This is a genomic window from Arthrobacter sp. 01L42 (assembly GCF_056400005.1).
On sequence record NZ_JBFTSL010000007.1, the window covers coordinates 241,247 to 267,233 of the forward strand.

A 25,987-nucleotide genomic window follows, 5' to 3' on the forward strand; every position below is an offset into this window, starting at 1 on the left:
AAGGACATGCTCCTGATTCCCTGCCCCAACTGCGGTCCCCGCGACGAGACCGAATTCCACTACGGCGGACAGGCCCACGTGGCCTACCCCGAAAACCCGGCAGAGCTCACGGACCGCGAATGGGCCGAATACCTGTTCTACCGCGACAACACCAAGGGCGCCTTCGCCGAACGCTGGCTGCACAGCACCGGCTGCCGGCAATGGTTCAACATGCTCCGCGACACCGTCACCTACGACATCCAGGCCGTATATCCGATGGGCCAGCCGCGCCCTGACAAGGAAAACGCAGCCACGGGCCCCACAGCCCCCACCGTCACCAGCCCCGTCTCCCCGGAAGGAGCAGTCAAATGACCGCTCAGCCGCAGCCCGCGCGTCTTAGCACCGGCGGACGCATCGACCGCAGCGTCACGTGGCGCTTCACCCTGGACGGCCGTGAGTACACTGGCCACCCCGGCGACACCCTCGCCTCCGCCCTGCTGGCCAACGGCCGGCTCCGCGCGGGTGACTCCCTGTATGAGGGCCGGCCCCGCGGCATTATGTCCGCCGGCGTCGAGGAATCCAACGCCCTGGTCAAGGTCGCGGCCCGGTTCCCGGGCCACGTGGCCGAATCCATGCTCCCGGCCACCACGGTGTCCCTCGTGGACGGCCTCAGCGCTGAACTGCTCAGCGGACTGGGCAAGCTGGACCCGGCCGAGGACCACGCCGAATACGACAAGAAGTATGTCCACACCGACGTCCTGGTGGTCGGTGGCGGCCCGGCAGGCCTGGCCGCGGCCCGCGAGGCCGTCCGCTCCGGCGCCCGGGTCATCCTTATCGACGACCAGCCCGAACTGGGCGGCTCGCTGTTGTCCGGCTCCACGGATCCGGCCCTCGTCGAGAGCATCGAAGGGCAGCCCGCCCTGGAATGGGTGGCCAATGTTGAAGCCGAACTGATCTCCGCGGCCGAGTGCACGGTACTGAACCGCACCACGGCCTTCGGCTCCTACGACTCCAACTACATCATCGCGGCCCAGAACCGGACCGACCACCTCCTCACCCCGGCCGCGCCCGGCGTGTCCCGCCAGCGGATCTGGCACATCCGCGCCGCCCAGGTCATCCTGGCCCCGGGCGCCCACGAACGCCCGCTCGTTTTCGAAAACAACGACCGCCCCGGCATCATGCTGGCCTCCGCGGTGCGCAGCTACCTCAACCGCTACGCCGTCGCCGCCGGTTCCCGGGTGGTCATCAGCACCACCAACGACAGCGCCTACGCCCTGGCCGCCGACCTCCGCGCCGCCGGCATCAAGGTCGAGGCCGTCGTGGACGCCCGCCCACAGCTGAGCGAAACCGCCGCGGTAGCTGCGGCCGCGGGAACGCGGGTGCTGATCGGCAGCGCCGTCGCAAACACCACCGCCGCTGTGTCCGGCGACGGTCGGCTCCTCGGCGTCACCGTCCGGAGCATCAACGACGCCGGCGAACTCACCTCGGGCATCGAACACCTCGCCTGCGACCTGCTGGCCGTCTCCGGCGGCTGGTCACCGGTGGTGCACCTGCACTCCCAGCGCCAGGGCAGGCTCCGCTGGGACGAAGACCTCGCCGCCTTCGTCCCCAACAGCGTGGTCCCCAACCAGCAGGTGGCCGGCTCCGGACGCGGCAGCTTCGACCTCGACGACTGCGTGGCCGAAGGCATCTCCGCCGGAGCCGCGGCGGTCATCGCCGCGGGCTTTGAGTCCGATGCTGGACCGTCTGCACCGACGCCGCCGCGCGCCGCCGCCCCCACCCGCCAGCTCTGGCTGGTACCCGGGCAGGACGGCGGCCCGGATGACTGGCACCACCACTTCGTGGATTTCCAGCGCGACCAGTCCGTGGCCGATGTCCTCCGCTCCACCGGTGCCGGCATGCGGTCCGTGGAGCACATCAAGCGCTACACCTCGATCAGCACCGCCAACGACCAGGGCAAGACCTCCGGGGTGAACGCGATCGGCGTCATCGCCGCCGCGCTCCGGACAGCCGGCGAAGCGTCCCGCGGGATCGGCGACATTGGCACCACCACCTACCGCGCCCCCTTCACGCCCGTGGCGTTTGCCGCCCTGGCCGGACGCCAGCGCGGCGAACTCTTCGACCCCGCACGCCTCACTTCCATCCACCCCTGGCATGTCGCCCAGGGAGCCCTCTTCGAGGACGTCGGCCAGTGGAAGCGCCCCTGGTACTACCCGCAGGACGGCGAGGACATGGACACCGCGGTGCTCCGTGAATGCGCCGCCGTCCGGGAATCCGTGGGTTTCATGGACGCCACCACCCTGGGCAAGATCGAGATCCGCGGCAAGGACGCCGGCGAGTTCCTGAACCGTATCTACACCAACGCGTTCAAGAAACTCGCTCCGGGTTCGGCCCGCTACGGCGTCATGTGCACCCCGGACGGAATGATCTTCGACGACGGCGTCACCCTGCGCCTGGACGAGGACCGGTTCTTCATGACCACCACCACCGGCGGCGCGGCCAAGGTGCTGGACTGGCTGGAGGAATGGCTGCAGACCGAATGGCCGGAACTGGATGTGCACTGCACCTCCGTCACGGAGCAGTGGTCCACCATCGCCGTCGTCGGTCCGAAATCCCGCGCCGTTCTCGCCAAAGTGGCTCCGGAACTGGCAGCCGACGGCGGCCTGGACGCCGAGGCCTTCCCGTTCATGACGTTCAAGGAAACCACCCTGGCATCCGGTGTCCAGGCCCGGGTCTGCCGGATCTCGTTCTCCGGCGAACTGGCCTACGAAATCAACATCCCGTCCTGGTACGGGCTGAGCACCTGGGAAGCCGTGGCGGCGGCCGGCGCGGAGTTCAACATCACCCCGTACGGTACCGAGACCATGCACGTGCTGCGTGCGGAGAAGGGGTATCCGATCGTCGGCCAGGACACTGACGGGACCGTGACACCGCAGGACGCCGGCATGGAATGGGTCGTGTCCAAGGTCAAGGACTTCATCGGCAAACGCTCCTACACCCGCAAGGACGCCGGCCGCACCGACCGGAAACACCTGGTCAGCGTCCTCCCCGTGGACGGCACCATCCGGCTCCCCGAAGGCACCCAACTGGTGGAACAGGGCATCACCGTCAACCCCGCCTACGGCCCCGTGCCCATGCAGGGATTCGTGACCTCGAGCTACCACAGTGCGGCGCTGGGCAGGTCGTTTGCCCTGGCCCTGATCAAGAACGGCCGCAACCGCATTGGCGAGACCCTGGTGGCCGCCGCCGGCGACCAACTCGTGGACGTAATCGTCGCAGAAACCGTACTATTTGACTCTGAAGGGGCCCGCAAAGATGGCTGACACCGCAGCACTCGAAAATTCCAAGAAGATCCAGACCCTCAGGAAGAGTCCGGCGTCACTCCTGAGAACGGCTTTTGAAGCGGGATCCGTTGCGGGCACCGTGGAGCTGCGCGAGGTGCCGTTTCTGACCATGGCAGGGCTCCGGGTCGATCCTGCCGGCGACGCAGGGAAGCGGCTGGGCGCCCTCACAGGTGGCCTGCCCTCCGCTTCCGGGGAAGTCCGCGGCAGCGGCGACACCGCAGTGCTGTGGCTGGGCCCGGCAGAATTCCTGCTCGTGGCCCCCGCCGAATCCCACGAAAGCCTGGGCGGTGAGCTCCCCCGGGCGCTCATCGCAGCACTGGGCGACGGCCAGGGCCAGGTGGTGGATCTCTCCGCCAACCGCACCACGCTCGAGCTCTCCGGACCCCGGGCCAGTGCTGTGCTGGAGAAGGGCTGCGCCCTGGACCTGCACCCCCGCGTCTTCCAGCCCGGAACGGCCCTGTCCACGGGAATCGGCGGCATCCCCGTCGTTCTGTGGAAGACCGGGGACGAGACCTACCGGATCTTCCCGCGGGCATCCTTCGCGGAGTTCCTCGGCCGCTGGCTCCTCGACGCCATGCGCGAATATGCCTCCACCGAGGTCCCCTGATGGCGCTCAGCGTCCTCGACCTGTTTTCTGTTGGCATCGGGCCGTCCTCCTCCCACACGGTCGGCCCGATGCGGGCGGCCAAGCGGTTCGCCGACGGGCTCAAGAGCGACGGGCAGCTGAGTTCCACGGCGAGGGTGCAGGCCGAGCTGTTCGGTTCCCTCGGCGCCACCGGCCGGGGCCACGGTTCGGACAAGGCCGTCGTCCTGGGCCTCCAGGGCCAGGACCCCGAGACAGTGGACACCGCTACGGCGGATGACCAGGTGGCAGCCGCTGCCCTGGATGCGGAACTGCAGCTCGCCGGCCATCACCGGGTGGATTTCAACTGGGATGAGGACGTGGTTCTGCACCGCCGCAAGTCGCTGCCCGCCCATCCGAACGGCATGACCTTCCGGGCCCTCGACCACGCCGGCGACGTCCTCAGCGAACGGAGCTTCTATTCGGTTGGGGGCGGCTTCGTCGTCGATGGCAATGCACAAGGCGCCGACCACGTGGTGGCCGACGACACGGTGCTGCCCTACCCGTTCACAACAGCTGACGAACTCCTTGAAATATGCCACCGAGAGAATATGTCCGTCTCCGACGTGATGCTGGCCAACGAACTCGTCTGGCGTACCGAAGCCGACCTCCGGGAGAAGCTCTTGGCCCTGTGGGCGGTCATGCGCCAGTGCGTGGACAACGGCTGCGCTGCCGAGGGCATCCTGCCCGGCGGGTTGAACGTCAAACGGCGCGCCCCGTCGTTGTTTCGGACGCTGGCAGCATCCGCCGTCAGCGCCGAGGCGGACGCCCGGAACCCATCGCCGGTCCAGGTCCCGGCCGACCCGCTGCTCGCCATGGAATGGGTGAACCTCTTCGCGCTGGCCGTCAACGAGGAAAACGCCGCGGGGGGCCGGATCGTCACCGCGCCCACCAACGGTGCCGCCGGCATTGTGCCGGCCGTGCTGCACTATTACGTCAAGTTCGTCCCCGGCGCCAACGACGACGGCGTCATCCGCTTCCTGCTGGCGGCGGCCGCCGTCGGGATCCTGTTCAAGATCAACGCTTCCATCTCCGGGGCAGAGGTCGGCTGCCAGGGCGAAGTCGGATCCGCCTGCTCCATGGCGGCGGCGGGACTCTGCGAAGTGCTGGGCGGGACCCCGGAGCAGGTGGAAAACGCCGCCGAAGTCGGGATCGAGCACAACCTCGGGCTGACCTGTGACCCCGTCGGCGGGCTCGTGCAGATCCCCTGCATCGAACGCAACGCGATCGCCAGCGTCAAAGCCATAAACGCCGCCCGCCTGTGCCTCCACGGCGACGGCAGCCACAAAGTCTCGCTGGACAAAGCAATCAAGACCATGCGCGAAACAGGAGCAGACATGAAAACCAAGTACAAGGAAACCTCCCGCGGGGGCCTCGCCGTGAACGTCGTGGAGTGCTGACCATGGTCCCGGACCAGACACCCGACACCGTTGAGCACGTCCTGACACTGGACTGCCCGGAAACGCGCGGGATAGTCCACGCCGTGTCCGGTTTCCTGCTGGACCAGGGCTGCGACATCCTGGAAAGCAAGCAGTTCGACTCACAGCTCGACGGCCACTTCTTCATGCGGGTCCATTTCGCGTCGGCCGGAGACCAAACCACCCTGGCTTTGCTGCGGGACGCATTTGTGCCGGTCGCCGAAAAATTCGGCATGCGCTGGGAGCTTCGGCGGCACGGGACCAAACGGCGCGTGCTGATCATGGTCTCGAAATTCGAGCACTGCCTCAACGATCTGCTGTACCGGGCACGCACCGGAGAACTGCCCATCGAGATCGTCGGCGTCGTCTCCAACCACCCCGACCACCGGCGGACCGTCGAGTGGCACGGAATCCCGTTCTTCCATGTGCCGATCACGCCGGACACCAAGCCCGCGGCCGAACAGCGGCTTCTGGAACTGATCGACCGGATGGACGTCGAACTGGTGGTCCTGGCCCGTTACATGCAGGTCCTCAGCGACAACCTCACCCGGCAGCTGGATGGCCGCGCCATCAACATCCACCACTCCTTCCTGCCCAGCTTCAAGGGCGCGAAGCCCTACCACCAGGCGCACGCCCGGGGCGTGAAGACGGTCGGCGCCACCGCCCACTATGTCAACGCGGAACTGGACGAAGGGCCCATCATTTCCCAGCAAGTGGTGGAGGTGGACCACACTTTCAGTCCGGACGATCTCGTGGCCGCCGGGCGCGATACCGAATGCAGGGCACTCTCCAATGCCGTCCGCTGGCACTGCGAGGGACGCGTCATCCTCCAGGGCAACAGGACCGTCGTGCTGCGCTAGGTTTGGCACCATGATCCTGCCCCTCGAGGACCGCGAAGCCGCCGCCCCTGCCTACATCCTGCGGGGTGCCCTCATCACGGACGGCGCCTGCACACCGGGCTGCGTGGTGGCGGTGAACGGCGGCCGGATCGCCTACGCGGGACCCGGCGACGGCTTTGACGCCGCACATTTCCCGGATGCGGAGGAGCTCCCGCTGCCGCCCGGTAGCTCCCTGCTTCCCGGGCTTGTCGACCTCCATTGCCACGGCGCCGCGGGCGGCGGATTCCCGGCCGGCAATGACCGGGGCTGCCGGGCGGCCGTGGACTTCCTGCACCGCAACGGGACCACCACCCTCCTGGCGAGCCTCGTCACCGCCCCGGAAGATGAGCTGGTGGGGTCGCTCGGCGTACTCAACGTCCTGGCGGCCGAGGGACTGATCGCCGGCGTGCACTCCGAGGGGCCCTTCCTCTCCGCCGCCCGGTGCGGCGCGCAGGACCCGCGCTGGCTCCGCGCCCCCGACCCTGCGCTGCTCCGGCGGCTGGTGGCGGCGGCCGGCGGAGCCCTGCGGACCATGACGTACGCCCCCGAACTGCCCGGCGCGAGTGAGCTCCTACGGATCCTCACGGACCACGGGGTGATCCCCTCACTGGGCCATACCGATGCCGCTGCCCCCGTTGCCGCGGCCTCACTGGCGGAAGCCGCGGACCTCATCCGCGGGGGCGCGGCTTCCGGGGTCTTCGGGCCGCGGGCCCGGCCCACGGTGACCCATCTGTTCAACGGCATGCCTCCCCTGCATCACCGGAGTCCCGGACCGGCGGCCGCGTGCCTGCGGCTGGCGGCCGCCGGCACGGTCGTGGTCGAGCTCGTCGGCGACGGCGTCCACCTCGACCCGGAGACGGTCCGGATGGTCTTTGACCTGGTCGGAGCCGGGGGCATCGCGCTGGTGACGGACTCCATGGCGGCAACCGGGCTGCCCGACGGCGACTACGAACTCGGCCCCGTGGAAGTGGTGGTGCACGACGGCGTGGCCACCCTGCGGAGCAACGGCGCCCTTGCCGGGGGCACGGCGACCCTGTTGGAGGTTGTCCGCATGGCCATCGCGGCGGGGGTGAGTCCGGCCGACGCTGTCGCGGCGGCCACCCTGGTCCCGGCCCGGGTCCTGGGCCTGGAGACGGAGATCGGCGCCCTCCGGGCTGGAATGCGCGCCGATATCATCGCCGTTGACCCGGGCTTCGACATCGTGGCCGTGCTGCGCGGCGGACGGATCCTGGCGGACCATCGACGTGCCGCGCGTTAGCCCCTGAACCCGCGGGGCCCACGGCGGTTGCGGAAGTTTCGAGCCCTTTGTTTTGTTGTTCTGAGTGTGGGCAAACATTACTTCCGGAAAGGAGCCCGCCATGATCCGCATCGCTATCGTGCTCGGGAGCACCCGGCCCGGTCGCCTCGGAAAGGCCGTCGCCGACTGGGTAAGTGCCCGGGCATCAGAACGCGGCGATGCCACCTTTGACGTCCTCGACGTCGCCGATTTTGATCTTCCGCTGCTGGACGAGCCGCTGCCACCCTCCTTCGGCCGGTACAGCCGGCCCTACACCAAGGCCTGGTCCGAAGCTGTCGACGGATTCGACGGCTACATCTTCGTCACGGGCGAGTACAACCACTCGATTCCCGGCGCACTGAAGAACGCTGTGGACTACCTCTACAAGGAGTGGAACAACAAGGCGGCCGGGTTTGTCAGCTACGGAAGCAGCGGCGGCATCCGCGCCGTCGAACACTTCCGCGGAGTGTCCGCGGAGCTGCAGATGGCCGACGTCCGGGCCCAGGTGGCGCTGCCCCTGGCCACGGAGTTCGCGAATTACCGCACATTCATCCCAACGGTGGCCGCGGAAAAGAGCCTGCAGATCCTGTTTGACCAGGTGATCGCGTGGGCCGGCGCGCTGAAGGTCCTCCGGCCGGGCCATGCCCACGGAGCAGAAGACGCCAGCGCGGCGTGACCGCTGCCCTGGCTGGGCCCGGTTTGCCGTCCCGCGGGCCGCGTGCCGGTGTCCGCCTACGCCGGAGTCCCCGTCCTGCGCCGCCGCCGCCGGACGGGGGGCGTGTCTCCGCCGTGTGGCGCCGCGGCATAGGGACTGGGCTGGGGCACGTTCTGGCCCGGAACGGAATCGGGCACCAGGACGTGGACCGTGGCGCCGGATGATTCCCGCGCGGCTCCGCCCGCGACGCTGCGCAGGTAGTCAAGCGCCCCTTCTTCGCTGAACCCGTACTCCCGCACCAGCGTCCGCAGCGCCAGCCCTGCCAGTGCCCGGGAGAGCTGCGCCGAGGAGAGATCTGCGCCGCCCCCGGACCTCAGCGCCAACTCCTGGACCAAACGCAGTGCACGGGAGATGTAGCGGGCCAGCCGAGCCGCTGCGATGATGTCTGCGCTGGTGAAGACGTGCGGCCACGCGGCGTACAGGTTCACGGCGGCATGGAAGACCGCTTGTGGTGCCAGTGGAACGGATACGAGGGACCGGACCCCGAAGGCTGCGGCAGCGCTGGCGTACCCGGGCCAGCGCCGCTCCAGGGAAGTGTCGCCCACGAACACATATTCGCCGGTTCGGACCGCCGTGCGGGCGGGCCCGTCATCGAAGGAACGCTGCGCCTCGTCGGCGGCCCGCGCCGGTGCGCTGCCCGCAGTCAGCGTGAGGGCCTCCGCGGACCCGACCAGTGTCACTGCCCAGCTGATCCCACGGCCGGGACCACCGATGTCGTCAACAAACTCGCTCACGGCTTCGCTGAGGAAGGCACCGACATCCGGGTCGTTGAAGTGCAGCTCCCAGAAGGAGGCATAACGATCCTGCCGGCCGTCTCCTGCAATTCCTTGGGTCATGTTCCACGCTCGAGATCAAAGCACGCAGCTCACTGCTGAACCGATGAAAACAGCATACGTCCGGGCGGACACCGCCGCGCCTCCCATTTGTCAGAGCCAGGGCCTCTGTCGTTTTGGTATGGTTCCGGGCTGTCCCGGCGACCTGTTTCGATGAACTGTTCCTCAGCTATTCCGGCAGCTGTTCCGCTGAGCTGTTCGCGTGACAGCGGGAAATCCGCTTTAGCGCCGCGGCGGCCCAGGGAGGCTTTTAACATCCGCCCTGGACCGCCCGCCCCGGCTTCAACACCAGTCGCGGAGGACCCGTCCCGCCGTGGCACAACCATTAATACCCGCGTTCTGCCGGTCCCAAAAGGGCCATTGGGCCCGTGCCGGCCTGCAGTGCACTACCGCCCATTTCACCCCCGGCGGATGAGGTCCGCACGCGCGCCCGGGCAGACGATGGATATGCCCTTCGATGCCCCACTGCTCGGGGGCGATTCCAGCTGGGAGAGGAGCCTCCAAATGTCAAGACCGCACGCAATCACCGTGGGATCCATCGCACTTGCGACCGCCGTCGTACTGCTCACCGGATGCAGCCCCACGAGTCCGCCGGCTGCCACCCCAAGCCCCACCGCGGCCATCTCGAGCCCGCCCGCGAGCGTGTCGGAAATCTGCGCTGCTGCCGATGCCCATGCCGCGGCCCTGGCGAATTTCAAGGCCACGCTCAAGCCGGACGCCACAATCGAGCAGGTGCGCTCGGCCCAAGACCAAGTCTCCAAGACCTACGAAGAGCTGGCCAAGGCAAGCGAGAACCTCGCCCAGCAACGGGCGGAGGCGGTTATGGCCGCCGAAGCCAAGTTCAATGCCGCAGTCGCCGCGGTGCCTGACAACGCCACGTTGACTCAAGCAGCTGATTCCCTCCGGGACGAAGCCTCCAACGTCGAGGCCGCGATCCGCGACCTCAGGACCGAGGTCAAGTGCTGACGGTCTGACATGTATTGTCCCAATCGGTGCCCTTTGGGCCCTCAGATGCAGGAATAGTCGTAGTCGAATCCTCCCGACACGTACTGGGCAATGGTGACTTTGCCGCCGGCCGTCAGTGGCGCCTCAGAGCATTTGCGTTTTGCCACGGCGAGTGACTTCGCCCCGGCCAGCCAGCTGGGCAGCGTGTAAAGGTTGCTTGAGGGCGGCACCGTTCCCACAATTTGGGTCCACTGCGTCTTGGTGGAGTAAAGGCCCGTGCGGGCTCCGACACTCGCGAAGTAGGCCGCCATCCCCTCCAGATCGGCACGGTTCGCCGCCGGGCGGGTTGACCAGCTGTTGCCGGTCTCGACATCGAGCCACCACGTGTAGGCCGCCGCGTTGCTTATCCCCCGGATGTTGGCATCGTCGTAGGCCTTGGCATAGCCGTACATGTAGGAGCAGGCTTCCTCGACTGAACCCACGGTGCACTGTCCGTAGGGGTTGGCGACGGTGGTTCCTCCGTAGTTGTTGCTGGTAGGCCACCAGGATCCTGAAGTACCGGGGTTGGCGGTGTTCACGTAGAGCGCGACCAGGGGCTGGCCAGTCCCGCCGGTGGACGTCCCGGCCCAGGACAGCTGCGTCGCCAGACACGGGTTGGTGGTGTTGGCCAGCCCATTGTTCACGCCGACGACGGCGAACGTCTGGCCCCGGGGCAGCGTTTTGCCGCATTGGGGCCACGACACATCGTTGCCCGGGCCCGCAGCCCCGGCTGCTTGGGCCGGCGTTCCGGCCAGCATCAGCGCGAAGCTTGCGGCGGCCGCAAGGATCACCCGGCAACGCGAGGAAAAGGGTGCAAGGGACATGGTGGGCCTTCCCGTCGATGCTGCTGAGCAGTTAGCACAGCATGGCCGCCGCAGGTTTGCCCGGTCAAGGCTTTCGGTAGTGAGTTCATGGGCCGGTCCGCCGGCGGCTCCCACAGACGCGGTGGCCCGGCATGGGAGGATCGGTGTATGGAAACCACCCCGGAGATCCTGCGCTATGCGGCCTTTTCCACGACGCCCAACGGCGGAAACCCTGCAGGCCTGGTCCTGGATGCCCGTGATCTGGATGATGCCGGGATGCTGGCGGTGGCGGCCGCCGTCGGGTACGCAGAGACGGCTTTCGTGACGGAGCCGGGCATCGACGGCGATCCGCGCCGGAGCCGGGTTCGGTACTTCTCGCCGATCGCCGAGGTGCCATTCTGCGGGCATGCGACGATTGCGCTGGCCGTTGCGCTGAGCGCACGCGACGGGGCGGGCGCCTTCACCTTCGAGACCCCCGTCGGCCCCGTCCGCATTGAAACGGCGGGGGACGGTGCCGAGATCACGGCATCGTTCACGGGCGTTGAACCACAGCTGGCCGCCTTCGACGACGACGTCCTGGCTGAACTTCTTGGATTGCTCGGTTTCAGTCTGGACGATCTCGATCCGGCCTATCCGCCGCGGATCGCGTATTCGGGGAACTGGCATCCGGTGCTGGTCGTCGCGGACCGCTATCTTTTCGACTCCTTTTCCTTCGATCCGGAGGCCGTGCGCCGGCTGATGGACGCACAGGGCTGGGCCGCGACGGTGACCGTCCTGCACCCGATTGCAGAGGGCGAATTCGAAGCCCGGAACCTGTTCCCGGTGGGTGCCATCACGGAGGACCCCGCAACCGGGGCGGCCGCGGCGGCCGTTGGCGCCTACCTGCGCATCCTGGGCCTGGTCGATCCCCCGTCGAGAGTCCTCATCCACCAGGGACGGCACGTCGGCCGTCCGGGCCTGCTCACCGTGGACATTCCCGCTGCCGGCGGAATAGTGGTCAGCGGCAGGGCCGTCCGGATCCCCGCCGCTGCGGGCAACAGCTGATCACTGGGTGGAGGCTAAGCGCCGGTAGCTGAAGGACTTCAGCGTCAGCGTGCCCCCTGCCGTGACGGCTTTGACCCCCGGCGTCCCCGCAGCGGGGAAAACGAGTGACGTCATGGTCTTTTCCCCGCCGTTGATGAAAACCTCCACCGAGCAATAGTCGACGAAAATCGTTAGCTCCACCGTCCCGTTCCGCGCTGGGCTGGCTGCGCGCCGCGATGCCCGATAGTCGGGGCTGAGTTCTGCCTTGCCGGTGGCGGCAACATCGGACTCCCGGGAGATGAATGCTGACTCGGTGGCGAAGTCGTATCCGACGGTGGCGAACGTGCCCCCGCCGCTTTCGAGTTCGATCCTGGCAACGGAACCGTCGTCCTGCGCTGTCCGCTCTAGAGTTACATCGAGCCGGTACGCCCCGCCTTCCGGGACCGGCAGTTGTCCTGCGCCATCCGGTGTCAGTCGACGTTCCCCGGTGGTTGCCGCCGGGCCTTCAAGGGACTTCATGGCAGTCGTGGGGCTCGACACCAGCGTTGGCTTTCCGGCGATTGTTTGCAGCCGTATGTCCCTCACTATGGAGTCGGCGCCGCCGTGCCAGTCCTGAGTGGGCAGCTGCCGGGCGTACTGCCAGTTGTTCATCCACCCGATGGCGTGCCGCGAGGACATCCGCTGGCTTTCGGTGAGCCTGGGATCATCCCACGTCACGGCGGCGTAGAAGTCGGAGCCGGCGTCGAGCCACTGGTGCGGCCCGTCAGACGGGGTGAATCGGGTTCCGTCCCATTCGCCAGTCCAGTAGGCAACGCCCGTGGTGAAGCCCTCTTCGCTCCCGTTGGCGCTGGCGGCCAGGACCCAGGTCCGTTTGGATGGATCACCGTCGAGATCCAACTGGAAAAGGTCCGGGCACTCTAGGACGCCCAGACCTTTGCGTTCGATGCCTGAGGCGTAGTGCCAGTCCAAGAGGTTCGACGACGTATACATGCCGATCTTGTCGCCTTCGGCCAGGGCCATCACCCATTGGCCGTGGGCCGCATCCCGGATGATTTTGGGATCCCGCCAGTCCGGTTCGCCCGGGTTTTCCATGACCGGGTTCTGCGCATAGGCGGTGAAGGAGTATCCGTGGTCAGTGGAATAGAACAGGGACTGCCGCTGGATTCCCTGGTCCTGCTGCGTCATGACCGCAATGACAGCCCCCTTGCCAAAGCCGGCCGAATTGTCCTGGTCCACCACGGCGCTTCCGGTTTCGATGTCGCCCAGCCCGTTTTTGTACTTGGTGATCGCCACTCCCTCCTCCTTCCAGTGCACAAGATCCGTGCTGGTCAGGTGGTACCACTCGGTGCCGTTCTCCTTCGGGTACCCGGCGTTGTAGAGGTAGTAGTAGTGCCACACGCCGTCGAGCAGGATGGGACGCTGCGGATCATTCATCCAGTTCTTCCCGGGCGTTATGTGATAGCTCGGCCGGAACTCGGATGCCCCCTCGGGCCGGTCGAAAGCTGGCTGCGCCTGCCCGGCGTGGCTCTGGGAACCCGGGCTTGATCCCGGCGAAGGGACCAGCGCCACCGCGATCAGAACGGCCGCGGCGGCGGCCACGGCGGCCACCATCCAGATCGTCCAATGGTTTTTCATGATTTAACATTCCTGGTCTTGGTGGAAGCCATCCCGCCCATCTATGGCCTGCCCATCTATGGCCCGTCGGTCTAGGGCCTGCAGTGGGACGGAAGCACCCGGAAATCCGGGTGCTTCCGTCTCATGACTGCCTACTGCACTACTTGTACAGCCCGGCACCGCCGACGTTGAGGTTCGTGGGGAGGTACCCGAACGGGCCCAAGCCGTTCTGGCCGAAGGTGCGGTCAACGGCCGAAACTCCGTTGCGGAAGTTGATCTTCACGGTGGGCGAGAGGGACCCGCCGCGGACGCCGTCCACGTTGTCGATAAAGGACTGCACCAGCCCGCCCGGCTGCACGTAGTGCGAGTAGGCCTGGAACTGGCGGCCGTTCTGGCGGGGATCCGGCCCTTCGGGCGCATTGGCTGGCATATTCAGGTCCGTGGGGGATGCCAGCGTCAGGCCGCTGTTGTTCATGGGCTGGTAGTCGGAACGGACGCCGTCGCCCACAAAGCCGTAAACTCCGTCGGGGCCGCGCATTCCATCCGCATAGGTGAACTGGTGGCTGATGGTGAACAGGTAGTACTTGTTCTTGCCGCCCTCGCTCTGGATGAAGATCTGCGGACGCTCGGTCTGGTCGTTGACGCAGTTGGCGGACAGGATCGGCGGCAGGAAGTGCCATTTGGTCAGGTCTTTGTTGTCCGCCACGGCCAGGCCCACGTTGGCCGTCTGGAACCATGCACCGGTGGTGGCGTTGACGGTGTTCGCGGATTCGGCGCGGGGGTCCCCGGGCTGGTAGCCCAGGTCCTGCTCCGTGCACTTGTAGTCGCCCCGCTGGCCGCCGGTGTTGCCTTCGAAGACCATGAAGGTCTTGCCCGGGTGCGCCGGGTCTACGAACGTGTAGGGGTCCCGGAAGGCGAACCCTGGGTTCTGGGCCTTGTTCTGGTACATGACGCCGTCCGGCTCAAGGAGTTTGGTGTGCTCGAAGCCGTCGAAGCTCACGCCGTTCTTGTCAGCGTGGATGTTGCCCAGTGCCTTGGCGATCACGGCATCCGGGGCGATTCCGCCGCCGCCGGCGTTGCGCTCGGCAACGTCGTAGAACGTCGTTGCGGTGTAGAAGACGTTGACGTGGTTCCCCTGCATGAGGCGGGTGGAACCGGACCATTCGGTGTTGCCGACGGAGGTGTTGTCCAGGAACAGGTGTCCGCCGTAGTTCCACTTGTCCTTGGCCGGATCGGCGTTGGTCTTGCGGAAGAAATAGCCGATCCGGGCGTTCCAGTGCCGCTGGTCGAAGCCGTAGCCGGCGTGGCGGTCGGCAACGAGTGAGAAGATCACGTCCCAGCCCTTGTAGCTGATCTGGTTTGCGTTCTCGTCGGTCAGGGACCACGTGTCCCAAACCCAGACGTCGTCGTTCATGGCCGGGAAGTCCTGGGGAATTTCCGGCATGGTGACGTTCGGGCTCATGGAGTTCTGGCCCGGGGTTACGCTTGTGCTGCTTTGGGCCATGATCTGCTTGGCATCGGCACGCGTCCATTTGGAGGTGAAGGCCGCGGCTGGATCGAACGCCTGCTGGGTGTGCTTCGTGGGCAGGGGGAAGCCGGGTGTCGGAGCCGGCATCTGCCCGCCGCTCGGCGGATCCGAGGGCATGTTTGCCTGGGCTGACGGAACGGCAAGGAAGACGGAGGCCGCCACGGCCGCCGCCAGTGCAGCGGCGACAGAACGCCACCGCAGCTTCCGGTGTGTATTGGGGTGCTCGTGCATTTTTGCTCTTCTCGCGGAGTTGAGACCATTCGTGGAAGACGGGCATATGCCCTCATTCCCCGAAACTCCGGCAGCCCCGATGACACCGCAGGCGTCATCGAGGACGCCATCGTGTCGAGGGGACGGGACCTCGGTAGGGCCCCGTCGGTGGCCCGGGAGGGTGCTGACCTCCTGGACGTTCATCACCGTAGACAGTGCCGGCGAGGATTCAAAACCACATTTCAGACACCAAAACGGCTCATACCCCGGTCGATGTAAGCGCTTACACAAACTCTCCGCGCGCGTGCCACGACTCAAAGAGTGAGTCAAATATTTCCTAAAAAATATGCTTTCTTTTTCAAGTCGCCCGCTGTTTACCTGTTCGTTGCGCCGCGGCCGCCCTCACCCAGCCCACACTGCGGAGCACGACGGCGGCGCCTTGAGTAAGGCGCCGGGCGCCAAAGCGTTCGTACTCCGGTCACCGGAGGCCACGAATCCGGCGATAAGTGCCACAAATCCCCAACCATTCCCGGGTGCCTCACGTCGCTTCTCTCGTCCCCGGGGTGGCAGGGAATTCGGTTCGAAACCCGATCAATTTGTGGGTGCCGTCGCAGTAGGGTTTGATCGCGGACGCGCCGCAGCGGCACAGGGCGACTGTTTTGCGCGACCGCGGCACTGCTCCCCCGGACGGGGTGACGATCTCAAACTCGCCGCGGACCAGGATCGGTCCATCGGGACAAATAACAATGGCGGCGTCGTTGGACGATTCCTGCGGATTCTGGTTCATAGATGCTCCCTGACTGGGTTCGTGCCCGGGTCAGACCCCGGCGGGGACAGGCGGCTTCAGCGACGACGTGCCGCTCTCCCACGCCCCCATGATGTGCGCGGTGAGTCGGGCGTCGATGGCGAGCACCGCCGTCGCGCCGAACAGGACGTCCGGAAAGAGATCCGGTTCTGCCTCCACGAGCCCTCCGGCGAGATCCCGGCCCGCGATCTGTTCGTGGACGGCGTCCGCTTCGACGTGCTCGTCGAAGTACGCGGTCACATCGGCCCCGAATCCGAGACGCCGGAAACCGTTGCCGTAGTGCTGGTTCGGCCGGGAGGAGGTCATCTCATATATCGCCAGATGCCCTGCGATGGCTCCCCGCAGTCTGCGGTTCAGGCCGAAAAGGGACATCATGTTGACCGCGGCGAGGGAGATGGCCGGGACGGCGTCCACATAGCCGCCGTAGACATCGTCCAGCCCCAGCCCTCGCATGGTCCGGGCGAAAAGTGCGCTGTGCATGCGGTCCGGGCGGCCTCCGCCGTACTCGTCAGCCTGGATCTCCACCAGCGCAGCCTTGGCCCGCCCGGTCAGCCTCGGGATCGCCCAGGTGTGCGGATCGGCTTCCTTGAGCTGATAGATCGATTTGTGGACCAGGAATTCACGGAGCTGCCCGAGGGTGGCCTTCTTCGCCACATGGCGGGACATGTCCGGTCCACCGTCCCGGCCCGCGAGCCCGAACAGAATGTCCGCCACCGCGTCGCTGTCCAGGCCGGCGGCAGGAGCAGGCTGGACTGATCCGGCGGACACGCGGGCCGCGGAACGCAGCGCCAGCTCGAACGGTCCCTCCAGCAGCTGCCGGAGTGCGATCAGCCCGGGGTTCCATTCCCAGCGGTCGTCCACCCCATCCAAGCCGCCGTAATGCAGCTCGTAGAGGCAGAACAGGGTCAATTGCACATCGCCGTCGTCGATGATGTCATCGGCGAGTGCCAGCTGCCCGCTGATGAGTTCGGTGAGATCGCGCAGCGTGCCCTGGGCTGCGGAATCATCTCCGGTCCCGTCGGCCAGAAGCCGGAAAAGGCCACGGCTTATGGGTCCGCGCGCGTCAGGGATCTTCATGTTTTCTCCTACGTGGGCCTCAGCGGTTTTGGCTGCGGCCGGTGAAAGTGCGTCGAAGTGAGCCCGCCCCGGGGTTACGGCCGGAGGGCCCCCAAGGGTGCGGCGCCTTAGCTGTTGCCGGTGTAGACGAGGCTGTCCGGGTCGACTTCGTTCGCCGGGGCATCCGCGAGTCCCTGCGGGGACAGATCCATGTCCATCAGCGCGGGTCGTTGATAGTGGGCGGCGGAGGCTCCGGTGGTGGCAGTGCTGTGGTTGGAAACGGTGTGCCCCTAATTCTTTGTTGGTTACAGACCCCGGAGGGTGCTGCCTGTCACGGGCGGGGTATTTCCATCTGGAACCCGCACCGGCACCGGAGAACACGCGTCCGGAGATAGTCGCCCAGAACATCCGGGCTCCCGGCGTGTGTGGAAACCGCCCGGTGGGCACTTCGCCGCTCGGGGTCCACTGCGGACATCGGCTCCTGGCAGTGGCGGTAGGCGTCCTCCCGGTGCATGGCACCGCCGCTGTTCCCGTTCCGCGCCGGGATGATTGCGAGAAACGCCGCAGTCGTAGCTACCACGTGCGAGCTGCCGCAGTTGGTGCAGCTGATGGCGGCCGCGAGGGTTTCCTGCTGCGGATTCAAGGTGGCGACAGAGTCCAGGAGCAGGTGCCGGTCGGTCTCACATGTCGCACACCAAGGCCGGCGCCCTCGGGGCTGGTGGGCATCCCGTGGCAAGTACGTGCTTGACGTGATTGTCATCCGGGTCAGACCAGGCCCGGGTAGCTGGCCAGGATGTAGTCCGCCGCGGCTGGTCCTTTCATGCGGAGGCCGTTGCGCTTGGGATGGATCTGCTTTTCTTTCATGGCCGCCCAGAAGGCATCTTCAGGGCGGGGCGCGGTCTGGCTCAGGAAGCACCAGCTGGTGTAGAGCCCGTAGAGGCAGTCCCGGCCCAGGGCGTGGTCGGATGCAGGGTCCCGGGTTGTGGCTTCCTGCAGGAATTGGTCGTATTGGGAAGTTGCCATGAGTGGCTCGTTTCTTCGCGGTGCATTGTGTGCCGCCGTGTGGCTACAGCAGCTGAGCGTCAAGGCCATGCACGGGGCGATGAAGCAAGATCCCGCACTGCTGCGTCACCGCAGATCCGGGAATAGAGCGTTACTGGGCTGGCGGTCCACATCCTGCGGAAACCAGCCAATGCAACTTCTCTACGATGTAGACTTTAGGCGTAGACTACACATTAAGCAACCGGCTTTTCATCCCGGAACTGTAACCACTCTGTATCGACCCGAACGGAAAACCATGTCGCCCGAAGAGCACCCGGCGCCCCCTGCGGCTCCCGGCAAGAAGGCTCGCCTCAGCCGGGAGATTGTCCTGTCGACGGCACTGGCACTGGTGGACGCCGAGGGACTCGACGCCCTCACCATGCGCAGGCTCGGGCAGGAACTCGGGCGGGATCCCATGAGCCTGTACCGCTACGCCGCCAACCGCGCAGCCCTGCTGGACGGCGTCTCAGAACTCGTGCTGAATGAACTGGCCATCATTCCCGATGATCCCGACTGGCAGTCGCAGCTCCGGCGCATTGCCCACGACCTGCGGCTCCTGGCGCTCCGGCACCCCAACGTCGTGCCCCTCCTCGTGACCCGCCCCCTGTCAACACCCCTGGGCCTGCGGCCGCTGGGAACATTGCGTCCGCTGGAGCAGATCCTGTCCCTGCTGATCGACGCCGGATTCGCCCCCGTTGACGCATTGCACGTCTACCGCGCCTACTACGGATACCTCTACGGGCACATCCTCAACGAACTGCAGGAATTCGTCGTCGACCCCGAGGAAAATGAGGCCCTTCTCCGGCTGGGGCTGCACCGCCTGCCACCGAAGGAATTCCCCCGCCTCCGCGCCCTCGCCCCGGTCCTCGCCGACTACGACGGGATGGCCGAACTGGATGAGGGAATCACCATCCTGCTCTCGGGGCTCGCGGCCCGCTGCCGGATGCCGGATTCCCCGACCAAACCATGATCCGGAAAGGCATCGGTCATCTCAGCCCGGGTTGGACAGCCGGTCCTTCGCCTGCTGGCTTCCGGGCCCCACGGGCAGAAGCTCTGTGGCCTGCGCGAGACCCTCGGTAGGCATAGAGACATACATGCTCTCGGCCCTGCTTACCTGGAAGGTCTCATGCCAGATGCCGACAGCTTTTGGGACCTTCCTTGCCTGGCGGTTGAAGGCAGCCCACGCGGGCCTGTGCTCGGATTGGGGCGCACTTGCGTAGGCATACAGCTTGTCCACCGAGTCCCAGTACTGCACAATGACCGGCCCGCCGGCTCCGAGGGCAACCCGGCAACCAAGGAGGCCGGACCCCGGCTCCCGGAAGAGTTCGGTCAGCATCCGGGGCATCGCAAGGAACACCGGCAGCCAGAGATCCGGACGCCAGGGACTGTTGATGCGCATGCCGATGAGGAAGACCACCAAATCACCGGAATGGCGGTGAGTGAAACGTCCAGCATTGATGCGTGCCATACTTTTCTCCTAACTGGATACCACTACTCCCCAATATTGGCGAGTGCGACTATCCAAGTCAAGGAGAATCTTTGCGCATCTCACAGCTGGCCGCCGCTACTGAGATTCCGGTGGCCACCATCAAGTACTACCTTCGGGAGAAATTGCTTCACGAGGGCGTGCTGACGTCCGCGACGCAGGCCCGCTACGACGACTCGCATGTTCGGCGGCTGAAGCTCATCCGGGCACTCATTGGGACCGCCGGGCTCAGCATCAGCGCCACCCGCCAGGTGCTGCTTGGCCTGGAGAGCCCGCCGGAGTCAGGCCACGATCTGCTCGGAATTGCGCACCACGCGGTCACCCGGACCGCACCGGACGACGTCGACCTTTCCTCGGCACAGCGGCTCCTGGACCGCTGGGGATGGGGCGCGGAGACATGCGACCGCGATACGCAGGCCGCCCTGGTGGAGGCCCTGCGCGGGCTCTCAGATGCCGGGTTCGATGCGCCGGCTGCGCTCTTGGACCGCTACGCCGCGGCAATGCGGGACATCGCCGCGGCCGACCTCGAAAGTGTCCCCACCGATTCGGCCGAGGCCGCAATGAGGCACGTGGTTCTTGGGACACTGCTGATGGAACCGGTACTCCTGGCCATGCGCCGGCTTGCCCAGCAAAGCGCATCCTTCCAGCGGTTCGGCGGGGCGGGGTCCTAGACGACCGGGGAGCGCCGCTCGATCAGCACCGCGTCCCGCCATTGCCCTTCGCTGGGGCCGTAGCTCATGCGGGCAATGCGGTTCCGCCGGCCGACGACGGCAAATCCGTTCGCGAGGTGGAGCTTCAGGCTTGCTTCGTTTTCGGGGAAGACACTGGCCTGGATCGTCCAGATCCCGCATCGTTCGGTCGATGCGGCCAAGGCCTGAAGCAGCGCGGCCCCGACTCCCTTGCCGCGGGCTTCCGCGGCGACGTAGACGGAGTGTTCGACCACGCCGGCATAAACGGGCCGCGCTGACACCGCGGCGACAGCCGCCCAGCCAAGGATCCCGCCCTCGGGAGCCTCGGCGACGAGGCGGTGCGCGGGAAGCCGGGAACTGGTGAAGCGTTCCCAGTCCGGCACTTCCGCCTCAAAGGTGGCGTGGCCGGTGGCGATTCCTTCGCGGTAGATTCCCCGGACGGCCGCCCAATCGTCCTCGTGCATGGAGCGGATCGTCACCGCGGACTGTTGCGCGGTCACAGCGTCGCCAGGAGCCCGGCCGTCTGCTCGAGCGCGCCGGGCACCAAGGAGTAGTAGGCCCAGGTGCCGCGCTTTTCACGGTGCAGCAGCCCGGCCTCGACCAGGACCTTCAGGTGGTGGGAGACCGTGGGCTGGCCCAGGTCCAGCGGCTCGGTGAGGTCGCAGACGCATGCCTCCCCTGACTCGCCAGCTTTGACGATGGAGAGCAGCCGGAGCCGGTTCGGGTCGGCCAGCGCCTTGAAAACCAGGGCCCTCTGCTGGGCTTCCTCGGCACCCAGGGCAGGGGGCCCTGCCGGGGTGCAGCAGGATTCATCCGTGGCCGGCTCGAGTACAGGCAACAACTTCATGTACCCATTATGCCCTGATATTGACAATCATCAATGTATGGGCGCGGGAGCTCGGGTCGGTCGACCCGGCGCAGATCCGCTTTGGGTGGGGGCGGCATTGTTCGGCCGCCGGCCAAGGCTAGGAGCGGGCGGTTTCGGCACTGTGCGCCAGGACGACGCCGTCCGCGATGCGGGCCGCGGCCGGGAACAGGATGAGGAGAAGGCCAATTCCTATTGCTGCGCCGATCAGCTGCGCCAGAACGTAGCCTGGAACTGAGGCCGGTGCGATGCCGGCGAAGGTGTCGCTGAAGATGCGGCCCACCGTCACTGCCGGATTCGCGAACGAGGTCGAGGACGTGAACCAGTACGCGGCTCCGATGTAGGCGCCCACCGCCGGCGCGGCAAGGACGCCGCGGGAGGTGGCAGCCAAGGCGAAGATCAGCAGGACCAGTCCCGCAGTGGCGACAACTTCACCCAGGAGATGCCCCGGTGTTGCGCGCTCCTTGGACGAGATGGAGGTGCCCACCTCAAACATGGCGTTCGCGACCATACTGCCGCTGACCGCACCCACGGTCTGGGCAACCACATAGGTGCCCAGCTCCGGCAGGGTCAGGCCGGTACCGGCGCGGCGGCCCAGGATCCAGTCGGCGAGGGAGACCACGGGGTTGAAATGCGCGCCGCTCACAGGCCCGAGCACCAGGATCAGCACCGTCAGGCCCAGCACTGTGGCGGTGCTGTTCTGCAGCAGCTGCAGGCCAACGTCACTGGGTGAGAGCTGCTGCGCGGCGATCCCGGAGCCGACGACGATGGCCACGAGCAGGCTGGTACCGAGCAGTTCGGCGATGGCGCGGCGCCACAGCGGCGGCTGGTTGGAAATCATGGCAACAGCTTGACCGAAAGAATTAGCTCAGTCAAAATTGAACCAATGAATATTGAGGCAGCAGAGGGCTTTCGGGCGCGGGCAGCCAGGCACGCAGCCCTCGGCGATCCTGCGCGGCTGCGCATCGTTGATCTGCTGACCCTCGGGGACTTCTCCCCGACGGAGCTGCAGGCGGAGCTGGGGATGCCGTCGAATCTGCTGTCCCACCATTTGCGCACGCTGGAAGATGCCGGACTGGCCACCCGCCACCGCTCCGAAGCCGACAGGCGCCGCAGCTATATCCGGCTTGCTGCCGGCGCCCTGCAGGGCCTGGTGCCGGGGGCCGAACACGGGGCGCGCCGCGTCCTGTTTGTCTGCACACGAAACAGCGCCAGGTCCCAACTGGCCGTTGCTCTCTGGCAGCAGGTCAGTGAAATTCCCTCGACGTCGGCGGGAACGCATCCCGCAGACCGCATCGCCCAAGGCGCTATCGACGTCGCCCGCCGTCATGGCCTGGACCTCCCAGAGCTTCCTCCGCGCAGGCTGGAGCAGGTGGCAGACGAGGGCGACTTCATCGTGACCGTCTGCGACAAGGCCCACGAGGAACTGTCCGGATTGGCTGGAATCCACTGGTCGGTGCCGGACCCGCTGCGCCCGGGCACCAAAGAAGCTTTCGACATGGCGTTCAACGACATCACCCGCCGCATCAATGACCTTGCACCCCGCGTAACCGCCGCCTAGGTCCGTCGCAGAAATCCGCCGAAAACAAATATTGACATTCATCAATCTATAGCCCGATACTCTCTATATCGATCATCATCAATGTTCGGTTGAGAGTTTCAAACCGGGCGCAAGACTCCAGACTGTATCGCCCACTCACCTCATTGATTCCAGGAGAAACCCCGTGAGCACAGAAACCGCCAAGAAGCCCTCCGTCCTCTTCGTCTGCGTCCACAACGCCGGCCGCTCCCAGATGGCCGCCGCCTTCCTCACCACCCTCGGGGAGGGCCGGATCGAGGTCCGCTCCGCCGGATCCCAGCCCGCGGACAAGGTCAACCCGGCAGCCGTGGAGGCCATGGCGGAGCTCGGCATCGACATGTCCGCCGAAATCCCGAAGATCCTCACCACGGAGGCCGTGAAGGAATCCGACGTCGTGATCACGATGGGCTGCGGCGACGAATGCCCCTACTTCCCCGGCAAGCGCTACGAGGACTGGGTCCTGGAGGATCCGGCAGGCCAGGGCGTGGAAGCCGTACGCCCGATCCGCGACGAGATCAAGACCCGCATCGAGGACCTGATCGAGTCCCTGACCCCTGCCGCCAAGTAAGGGCCAGCACCACACGTCTGACAGAGGACGGAGAGGGGGTGAGCTGAATGAACACCGGATGCTGCAGCGACGGATGCTGCGACGACGAGGATCAGGACTGCTGCTAACCCAACACCGGCGCCTGCCGGCCCAACCCCGGCCGGCAGGGCCAACCGAAAACAACCGCAACACCACAACGGATGAAAGAGGACACCCATGGATTTGACGAAGAACCTTCCCGTTGCCGTGATCGGCGCCGGCCCCGTGGGACTGGCCGCCGCGGCCCACCTGATCGAACGCGGACTCGAACCGCTGATCTTCGAAGCCGGCCCCTCCGCCGGCGCCGCGATCGAGCAGTGGCGCCACATCCGGCTGTTCTCACCGTGGCGGTTCAACATCGATGCCGCCGCCGTTCGCCTGCTCGAAGCCGCTGGCTGGGAGGCGCCCCGGCCCACCGCGCTGCCCTACGGCGGGGAACTCATCGATCGGTACCTGGCCCCGCTGGCCGCGCTCCCGGCCATCAGCTCCCGGCTGCAGACCGGCGCCAGAGTCATCGCCGTCACCCGCACAGGCATGGACAAGACCCACACCCGTAACCGCGAGATCACACCGTTCGTCGTCCGCGTCCAGCACCAGGACGGGGGAACCCGCGACCACACCGTGGCCGGGGTCATTGACGCCTCGGGCACCTGGTCCACCCGCAACCCGCTGGGGACCTCCGGGCTTACCGCCATCGGCGAGGACTCCGCCGCGGACCGGATCTCCTCGCCGCTCCCTGACGTGACGGGCCGTGACCGTGGCGCTTTCGCCGGACGCCGTGTCCTGGTCGTCGGCGCCGGCCACTCCGCCGCCAACACCCTGATCAGCCTCGCGGACCTGGCCAAGGACGAACCGGGCACCCGGATCCTCTGGGCGGTCCGCGGCGCGTCCGCCGAGAAAGTCTACGGCGGCGGCGACGCTGACGGGCTGCCCGCCCGCGGCCAGCTCGGTGCCCGCCTGCGCCGCCTCGTCGAGGCCGGGACCATCGAACTGCACAGCGGTTTCGGCATTGCTTCCCTCAAAGCCCTGGATTCCGGCGTGACCGTGGAATCCGTTGACGGACGCACCCTCGAGGCCGACGTCGTCGTCCCCTGCACCGGCTTCCGCCCGGACCTGGACATCCTGCGCGAACTCCGCCTGAACCTCGACCCGGCCGTCGAAGCACCCGTGGAGCTCGGCCCGCTCATCGATCCGGAGTTCCACTCCTGCGGCACTGTTGCACCGCACGGCGCCAGGCTCCTGGCCCACCCGGACAAGGACTTCTACATCGTCGGCATGAAGTCCTACGGCCGTGCGCCAACATTCCTGCTCGCCACCGGCTACGAACAGGTCCGCTCCGTCGCCGCGGCCCTGGCCGGCGACCGCGAGGCCGCGGACACCGTCCAGCTCGAACTCCCCGAAACCGGCGTCTGCTCCTCCGACGCCGGCACCAGCTGCGACGTTCCGGCGGCCGCCGCCACCGCATCAGAGTCCTCGTGCTGCGCCGCTCCCGAGCCGGTGCTCGTCGGCTTCCCCACCGGACTGTCCCACGGACGCTCCGGCGAAGACCGACCGGCCGCATCACTGCTCCACGAACCCAGCTCAGAGAAGGAAGAATCAAACGCATGACCGAGACCACGAAAACGCCCACCGTCCTGTTCGTTTGCAGCAAGAACGGCGGAAAGTCCCAGCTCGCCGCAGGTTTGATGAACCATCTGGCCGATGGGAGCGTCACGGTGCACTCCGCCGGGACCAAGCCCGGTCAGTCGCTGAACCCCCAGGCCGTGGAGTCTCTGGCAGAACTCGGCATCGGCATCACCGGCGAATACCCCAAGCCCGTCACCGACGAAATACGGGACGCGGCCGACGTCGTCATCGTCTTGGGCAACCAGGCTAAGGTCGAGCCCCGCGAGGGCCAGCGGCTCGAGTTCTGGGATACGGACGAGCCCTCCGAACGCGGCATCGAAGGCATGGAGCGCATGCGCCTGGTCCGGGACGACATCATGGCCCGGGTCCGGAAACTGCATGCGGAGCTGGCTGGAAACTGACCGGGCCCGCGACACCGGAGTGCACATCGTGGACCCGACGAAGGAAGAGATCCTGGCCGGGTACAGCCGCGCCCGCCGCCACCTCGACGCCCTGCTGCAGGACCCAGCGCCCAAGGACCTCGGCCGCAAAAGTACGGGCACCCGCTGGACCAACGAGGAACTGCTCTTCCACATGGTCTTCGGCTACATGGTGGTCCGCGCCTTGCTTCCGCTGGTCCACGTCGTCAGCCGGCTCCCCCGCCCGGCGGGCCGGGCATTCGCTGCTGTCCTCAACGCGGGCACCGGTCCTTTTGATGTGGTGAACTACTGGGGCTCCCGGGCCGCCGCCCTCGTCTACAACAGGCGCAGGATGAGCCGGAAACTGGATAAAACCATCGCCGCGCTCTCCCGCCGGCTCGAACATGAGAACCCGCAGTCCCTCGCCAGGTCGATGCCGTTCCCCGACAGGTGGGACCCCTTCTTCACGCCGCAGATGACGCTCAACGATGTTTACGCCTACCCCACGCTTCATTTCGACTTCCACGCCAAGCAGTTGAGCCTTCGGCATCCGGACGCGCCGGAATCGTCCTGATGGCCACTAACGGTATCCCGTTGATTCGATCGTCTTGAGTGGAGCGGGGTTATAT

27 protein-coding genes are annotated in these 25,987 nt (G+C 66.6%); 16 read left to right on the forward strand and 11 right to left on the reverse strand.

The features are described from left to right. The first annotated feature begins 6 nt into the window (after positions 1-6). The 7 genes from AC1DN2_RS08565 to AC1DN2_RS08595 all read left to right on the forward strand — a co-directional run bounded on the left by AC1DN2_RS08565 (position 7) and on the right by AC1DN2_RS08595 (position 8,193). Positions 7-351, forward strand: coding sequence for a sarcosine oxidase subunit delta (locus AC1DN2_RS08565; protein WP_223914768.1), 345 nt, complete (start codon positions 7-9; stop codon positions 349-351). Then, positions 348-3,302 carry a sarcosine oxidase subunit alpha family protein gene (locus tag AC1DN2_RS08570; protein ID WP_476849975.1) on the forward strand — a complete coding sequence of 985 codons (2,955 nt, stop codon included), beginning with the start codon at positions 348-350 and terminating at the stop codon, positions 3,300-3,302. Before AC1DN2_RS08565 ends, AC1DN2_RS08570 begins: the two co-directional genes overlap by 4 nt. Further along, positions 3,295-3,930 carry a sarcosine oxidase subunit gamma gene (locus tag AC1DN2_RS08575; protein ID WP_476849976.1) on the forward strand — a complete coding sequence of 212 codons (636 nt, stop codon included), beginning with the start codon at positions 3,295-3,297 and terminating at the stop codon, positions 3,928-3,930. The genes AC1DN2_RS08570 and AC1DN2_RS08575 overlap by 8 nt, the downstream gene beginning before the upstream one ends. Then, on the forward strand, positions 3,930-5,345 hold the full coding sequence (locus AC1DN2_RS08580) for an L-serine ammonia-lyase (RefSeq protein ID WP_476849977.1): 1,416 nt from the start codon (positions 3,930-3,932) through the stop codon (positions 5,343-5,345). Before AC1DN2_RS08575 ends, AC1DN2_RS08580 begins: the two co-directional genes overlap by 1 nt. Positions 5,346-5,347: 2 nt before the next feature. Beyond that, entirely contained in the window at positions 5,348-6,223 is an 876-nt protein-coding gene (gene purU, locus AC1DN2_RS08585) for a formyltetrahydrofolate deformylase (RefSeq protein ID WP_476850006.1), read from the forward strand. Between the two features lie 10 nt (positions 6,224-6,233). Then, positions 6,234-7,499, forward strand: a complete 1,266-nt coding sequence (locus tag AC1DN2_RS08590) for an N-acetylglucosamine-6-phosphate deacetylase (protein WP_476849978.1) — start codon at positions 6,234-6,236, stop codon at positions 7,497-7,499. Positions 7,500-7,599: 100 nt separating this feature from the next. Beyond that, the gene (locus AC1DN2_RS08595; RefSeq protein ID WP_476849979.1) at positions 7,600-8,193 is read left to right on the forward strand and encodes an NADPH-dependent FMN reductase; all 594 of its coding nucleotides are present in this window, start codon (positions 7,600-7,602) and stop codon (positions 8,191-8,193) included. Positions 8,194-8,249: 56 nt separating this feature from the next. Here the strand turns inward: AC1DN2_RS08595 and AC1DN2_RS08600 are convergent, their stop codons facing one another. Further along, positions 8,250-9,068 (reverse strand): GAF domain-containing protein, encoded by an 819-nt coding sequence (locus AC1DN2_RS08600; protein WP_476849980.1) that lies wholly within the window; start codon positions 9,066-9,068, stop codon positions 8,250-8,252. 501 nt (positions 9,069-9,569) lie between these two features. Between AC1DN2_RS08600 and AC1DN2_RS08605 the strand changes: the two genes are divergently transcribed. Beyond that, on the forward strand, positions 9,570-10,031 hold the full coding sequence (locus tag AC1DN2_RS08605; RefSeq protein WP_476849981.1) for a hypothetical protein: 462 nt from the start codon (positions 9,570-9,572) through the stop codon (positions 10,029-10,031). Positions 10,032-10,072: 41 nt separating this feature from the next. Here the strand turns inward: AC1DN2_RS08605 and AC1DN2_RS08610 are convergent, their stop codons facing one another. After that, complete coding sequence (locus AC1DN2_RS08610; protein WP_476849982.1) at positions 10,073-10,873, reverse strand: glycoside hydrolase family 25 domain-containing protein; 801 nt, start codon at positions 10,871-10,873, stop codon at positions 10,073-10,075. A 147-nt stretch (positions 10,874-11,020) separates the two neighbouring features. Here AC1DN2_RS08610 and AC1DN2_RS08615 point away from each other — a divergent pair, with 147 nt between their 5' ends. Continuing rightward, positions 11,021-11,896: a PhzF family phenazine biosynthesis protein gene (locus AC1DN2_RS08615; protein WP_476849983.1), complete on the forward strand. Its 876-nt coding sequence runs from the start codon at positions 11,021-11,023 to the stop codon at positions 11,894-11,896. Here the strand turns inward: AC1DN2_RS08615 and AC1DN2_RS08620 are convergent, their stop codons facing one another. From AC1DN2_RS08620 to AC1DN2_RS08640, 5 genes are all read right to left on the reverse strand, one after another. After that, the gene (locus AC1DN2_RS08620; protein ID WP_476849984.1) at positions 11,897-13,510 is read right to left on the reverse strand and encodes a glycoside hydrolase family 32 protein; all 1,614 of its coding nucleotides are present in this window, start codon (positions 13,508-13,510) and stop codon (positions 11,897-11,899) included. 139 nt (positions 13,511-13,649) lie between these two features. Further along, positions 13,650-15,248, reverse strand: a complete 1,599-nt coding sequence (locus tag AC1DN2_RS08625; RefSeq protein ID WP_476849985.1) for a glycoside hydrolase family 68 protein — start codon at positions 15,246-15,248, stop codon at positions 13,650-13,652. 517 nt (positions 15,249-15,765) lie between these two features. After that, positions 15,766-16,014 carry a CDGSH iron-sulfur domain-containing protein gene (locus AC1DN2_RS08630; protein WP_476849986.1) on the reverse strand — a complete coding sequence of 83 codons (249 nt, stop codon included), beginning with the start codon at positions 16,012-16,014 and terminating at the stop codon, positions 15,766-15,768. A 30-nt stretch (positions 16,015-16,044) separates the two neighbouring features. Next, positions 16,045-17,109: an iron-containing redox enzyme family protein gene (locus tag AC1DN2_RS08635; protein WP_476849987.1), complete on the reverse strand. Its 1,065-nt coding sequence runs from the start codon at positions 17,107-17,109 to the stop codon at positions 16,045-16,047. 744 nt (positions 17,110-17,853) lie between these two features. Continuing rightward, positions 17,854-18,111: a hypothetical protein gene (locus AC1DN2_RS08640; RefSeq protein ID WP_230010808.1), complete on the reverse strand. Its 258-nt coding sequence runs from the start codon at positions 18,109-18,111 to the stop codon at positions 17,854-17,856. Positions 18,112-18,385: 274 nt separating this feature from the next. Here AC1DN2_RS08640 and AC1DN2_RS08645 point away from each other — a divergent pair, with 274 nt between their 5' ends. Beyond that, on the forward strand, positions 18,386-19,099 hold the full coding sequence (locus AC1DN2_RS08645; protein ID WP_476849988.1) for a TetR/AcrR family transcriptional regulator C-terminal domain-containing protein: 714 nt from the start codon (positions 18,386-18,388) through the stop codon (positions 19,097-19,099). Positions 19,100-19,120: 21 nt separating this feature from the next. Here the strand turns inward: AC1DN2_RS08645 and AC1DN2_RS08650 are convergent, their stop codons facing one another. After that, the gene (locus AC1DN2_RS08650) at positions 19,121-19,597 is read right to left on the reverse strand and encodes a DUF4188 domain-containing protein (protein ID WP_476849989.1); all 477 of its coding nucleotides are present in this window, start codon (positions 19,595-19,597) and stop codon (positions 19,121-19,123) included. A 71-nt stretch (positions 19,598-19,668) separates the two neighbouring features. Here AC1DN2_RS08650 and AC1DN2_RS08655 point away from each other — a divergent pair, with 71 nt between their 5' ends. Continuing rightward, complete coding sequence (locus tag AC1DN2_RS08655) at positions 19,669-20,286, forward strand: MerR family transcriptional regulator (RefSeq protein ID WP_476849990.1); 618 nt, start codon at positions 19,669-19,671, stop codon at positions 20,284-20,286. On the opposite strand, the gene AC1DN2_RS08660 is transcribed toward AC1DN2_RS08655, so the two are convergent. The 3 genes from AC1DN2_RS08660 to AC1DN2_RS08670 form a co-directional block, all read right to left on the reverse strand. Further along, a complete protein-coding gene (locus AC1DN2_RS08660) occupies positions 20,283-20,768 on the reverse strand; it encodes an N-acetyltransferase family protein (RefSeq protein WP_476849991.1) in 486 nt (161 codons plus the stop codon). The two genes, AC1DN2_RS08655 and AC1DN2_RS08660, sit on opposite strands and share 4 nt — an antisense overlap. A 32-nt stretch (positions 20,769-20,800) precedes the next feature. After that, positions 20,801-21,151: an ArsR/SmtB family transcription factor gene (locus AC1DN2_RS08665; protein WP_459383543.1), complete on the reverse strand. Its 351-nt coding sequence runs from the start codon at positions 21,149-21,151 to the stop codon at positions 20,801-20,803. A 118-nt stretch (positions 21,152-21,269) separates the two neighbouring features. Further along, entirely contained in the window at positions 21,270-22,010 is a 741-nt protein-coding gene (locus tag AC1DN2_RS08670) for an aquaporin (protein WP_476849992.1), read from the reverse strand. A gap of 45 nt (positions 22,011-22,055) precedes the next feature. Here AC1DN2_RS08670 and AC1DN2_RS08675 point away from each other — a divergent pair, with 45 nt between their 5' ends. From AC1DN2_RS08675 to AC1DN2_RS08695, 5 genes are all read left to right on the forward strand, one after another. Further along, on the forward strand, positions 22,056-22,730 hold the full coding sequence (locus AC1DN2_RS08675; protein WP_476849993.1) for an arsenate reductase/protein-tyrosine-phosphatase family protein: 675 nt from the start codon (positions 22,056-22,058) through the stop codon (positions 22,728-22,730). Positions 22,731-22,893: 163 nt separating this feature from the next. Then, on the forward strand, positions 22,894-23,316 hold the full coding sequence (locus AC1DN2_RS08680) for an arsenate reductase ArsC (RefSeq protein WP_476849994.1): 423 nt from the start codon (positions 22,894-22,896) through the stop codon (positions 23,314-23,316). 195 nt (positions 23,317-23,511) lie between these two features. After that, complete coding sequence (locus tag AC1DN2_RS08685) at positions 23,512-24,942, forward strand: FAD-dependent oxidoreductase (RefSeq protein WP_476849995.1); 1,431 nt, start codon at positions 23,512-23,514, stop codon at positions 24,940-24,942. Then, on the forward strand, positions 24,939-25,361 hold the full coding sequence (locus AC1DN2_RS08690; protein WP_476849996.1) for an arsenate-mycothiol transferase ArsC: 423 nt from the start codon (positions 24,939-24,941) through the stop codon (positions 25,359-25,361). Before AC1DN2_RS08685 ends, AC1DN2_RS08690 begins: the two co-directional genes overlap by 4 nt. Positions 25,362-25,389: 28 nt before the next feature. Beyond that, complete coding sequence (locus AC1DN2_RS08695; protein ID WP_476850007.1) at positions 25,390-25,932, forward strand: DinB family protein; 543 nt, start codon at positions 25,390-25,392, stop codon at positions 25,930-25,932. Positions 25,933-25,987: the final 55 nt, after the last annotated feature.

Excerpts from the sequence above, each read along its gene's own strand:
- AC1DN2_RS08670 (WP_476849992.1), bottom strand. The coding sequence starts at position 22,010 with ATGATTTCCAACCAGCCGCCGCTGTGGCGCCGCGCCATCGCCGAACTG.
- AC1DN2_RS08665 (WP_459383543.1), bottom strand. The coding sequence starts at position 21,151 with ATGAAGTTGTTGCCTGTACTCGAGCCGGCCACGGATGAATCCTGCTGC.
- AC1DN2_RS08600 (WP_476849980.1), bottom strand. The coding sequence starts at position 9,068 with ATGACCCAAGGAATTGCAGGAGACGGCCGGCAGGATCGTTATGCCTCC.
- AC1DN2_RS08580 (WP_476849977.1), top strand. The coding sequence starts at position 3,930 with ATGGCGCTCAGCGTCCTCGACCTGTTTTCTGTTGGCATCGGGCCGTCC.
- AC1DN2_RS08625 (WP_476849985.1), bottom strand. The coding sequence starts at position 15,248 with ATGCACGAGCACCCCAATACACACCGGAAGCTGCGGTGGCGTTCTGTC.
- AC1DN2_RS08640 (WP_230010808.1), bottom strand. The coding sequence starts at position 18,111 with ATGGCAACTTCCCAATACGACCAATTCCTGCAGGAAGCCACAACCCGG.
- AC1DN2_RS08690 (WP_476849996.1), top strand. The coding sequence starts at position 24,939 with ATGACCGAGACCACGAAAACGCCCACCGTCCTGTTCGTTTGCAGCAAG.
- AC1DN2_RS08565 (WP_223914768.1), top strand. The coding sequence starts at position 7 with ATGCTCCTGATTCCCTGCCCCAACTGCGGTCCCCGCGACGAGACCGAA.
- AC1DN2_RS08630 (WP_476849986.1), bottom strand. The coding sequence starts at position 16,014 with ATGAACCAGAATCCGCAGGAATCGTCCAACGACGCCGCCATTGTTATT.
- AC1DN2_RS08570 (WP_476849975.1), top strand. The coding sequence starts at position 348 with ATGACCGCTCAGCCGCAGCCCGCGCGTCTTAGCACCGGCGGACGCATC.
- AC1DN2_RS08610 (WP_476849982.1), bottom strand. The coding sequence starts at position 10,873 with ATGTCCCTTGCACCCTTTTCCTCGCGTTGCCGGGTGATCCTTGCGGCC.
- AC1DN2_RS08605 (WP_476849981.1), top strand. The coding sequence starts at position 9,570 with ATGTCAAGACCGCACGCAATCACCGTGGGATCCATCGCACTTGCGACC.
- AC1DN2_RS08635 (WP_476849987.1), bottom strand. The coding sequence starts at position 17,109 with ATGAAGATCCCTGACGCGCGCGGACCCATAAGCCGTGGCCTTTTCCGG.
- purU (WP_476850006.1), top strand. The coding sequence starts at position 5,348 with ATGGTCCCGGACCAGACACCCGACACCGTTGAGCACGTCCTGACACTG.
- AC1DN2_RS08650 (WP_476849989.1), bottom strand. The coding sequence starts at position 19,597 with ATGGCACGCATCAATGCTGGACGTTTCACTCACCGCCATTCCGGTGAT.
- AC1DN2_RS08675 (WP_476849993.1), top strand. The coding sequence starts at position 22,056 with ATGAATATTGAGGCAGCAGAGGGCTTTCGGGCGCGGGCAGCCAGGCAC.
- AC1DN2_RS08645 (WP_476849988.1), top strand. The coding sequence starts at position 18,386 with ATGTCGCCCGAAGAGCACCCGGCGCCCCCTGCGGCTCCCGGCAAGAAG.
- AC1DN2_RS08685 (WP_476849995.1), top strand. The coding sequence starts at position 23,512 with ATGGATTTGACGAAGAACCTTCCCGTTGCCGTGATCGGCGCCGGCCCC.
- AC1DN2_RS08575 (WP_476849976.1), top strand. The coding sequence starts at position 3,295 with ATGGCTGACACCGCAGCACTCGAAAATTCCAAGAAGATCCAGACCCTC.
- AC1DN2_RS08590 (WP_476849978.1), top strand. The coding sequence starts at position 6,234 with ATGATCCTGCCCCTCGAGGACCGCGAAGCCGCCGCCCCTGCCTACATC.
- AC1DN2_RS08620 (WP_476849984.1), bottom strand. The coding sequence starts at position 13,510 with ATGAAAAACCATTGGACGATCTGGATGGTGGCCGCCGTGGCCGCCGCC.
- AC1DN2_RS08595 (WP_476849979.1), top strand. The coding sequence starts at position 7,600 with ATGATCCGCATCGCTATCGTGCTCGGGAGCACCCGGCCCGGTCGCCTC.
- AC1DN2_RS08660 (WP_476849991.1), bottom strand. The coding sequence starts at position 20,768 with ATGCACGAGGACGATTGGGCGGCCGTCCGGGGAATCTACCGCGAAGGA.
- AC1DN2_RS08615 (WP_476849983.1), top strand. The coding sequence starts at position 11,021 with ATGGAAACCACCCCGGAGATCCTGCGCTATGCGGCCTTTTCCACGACG.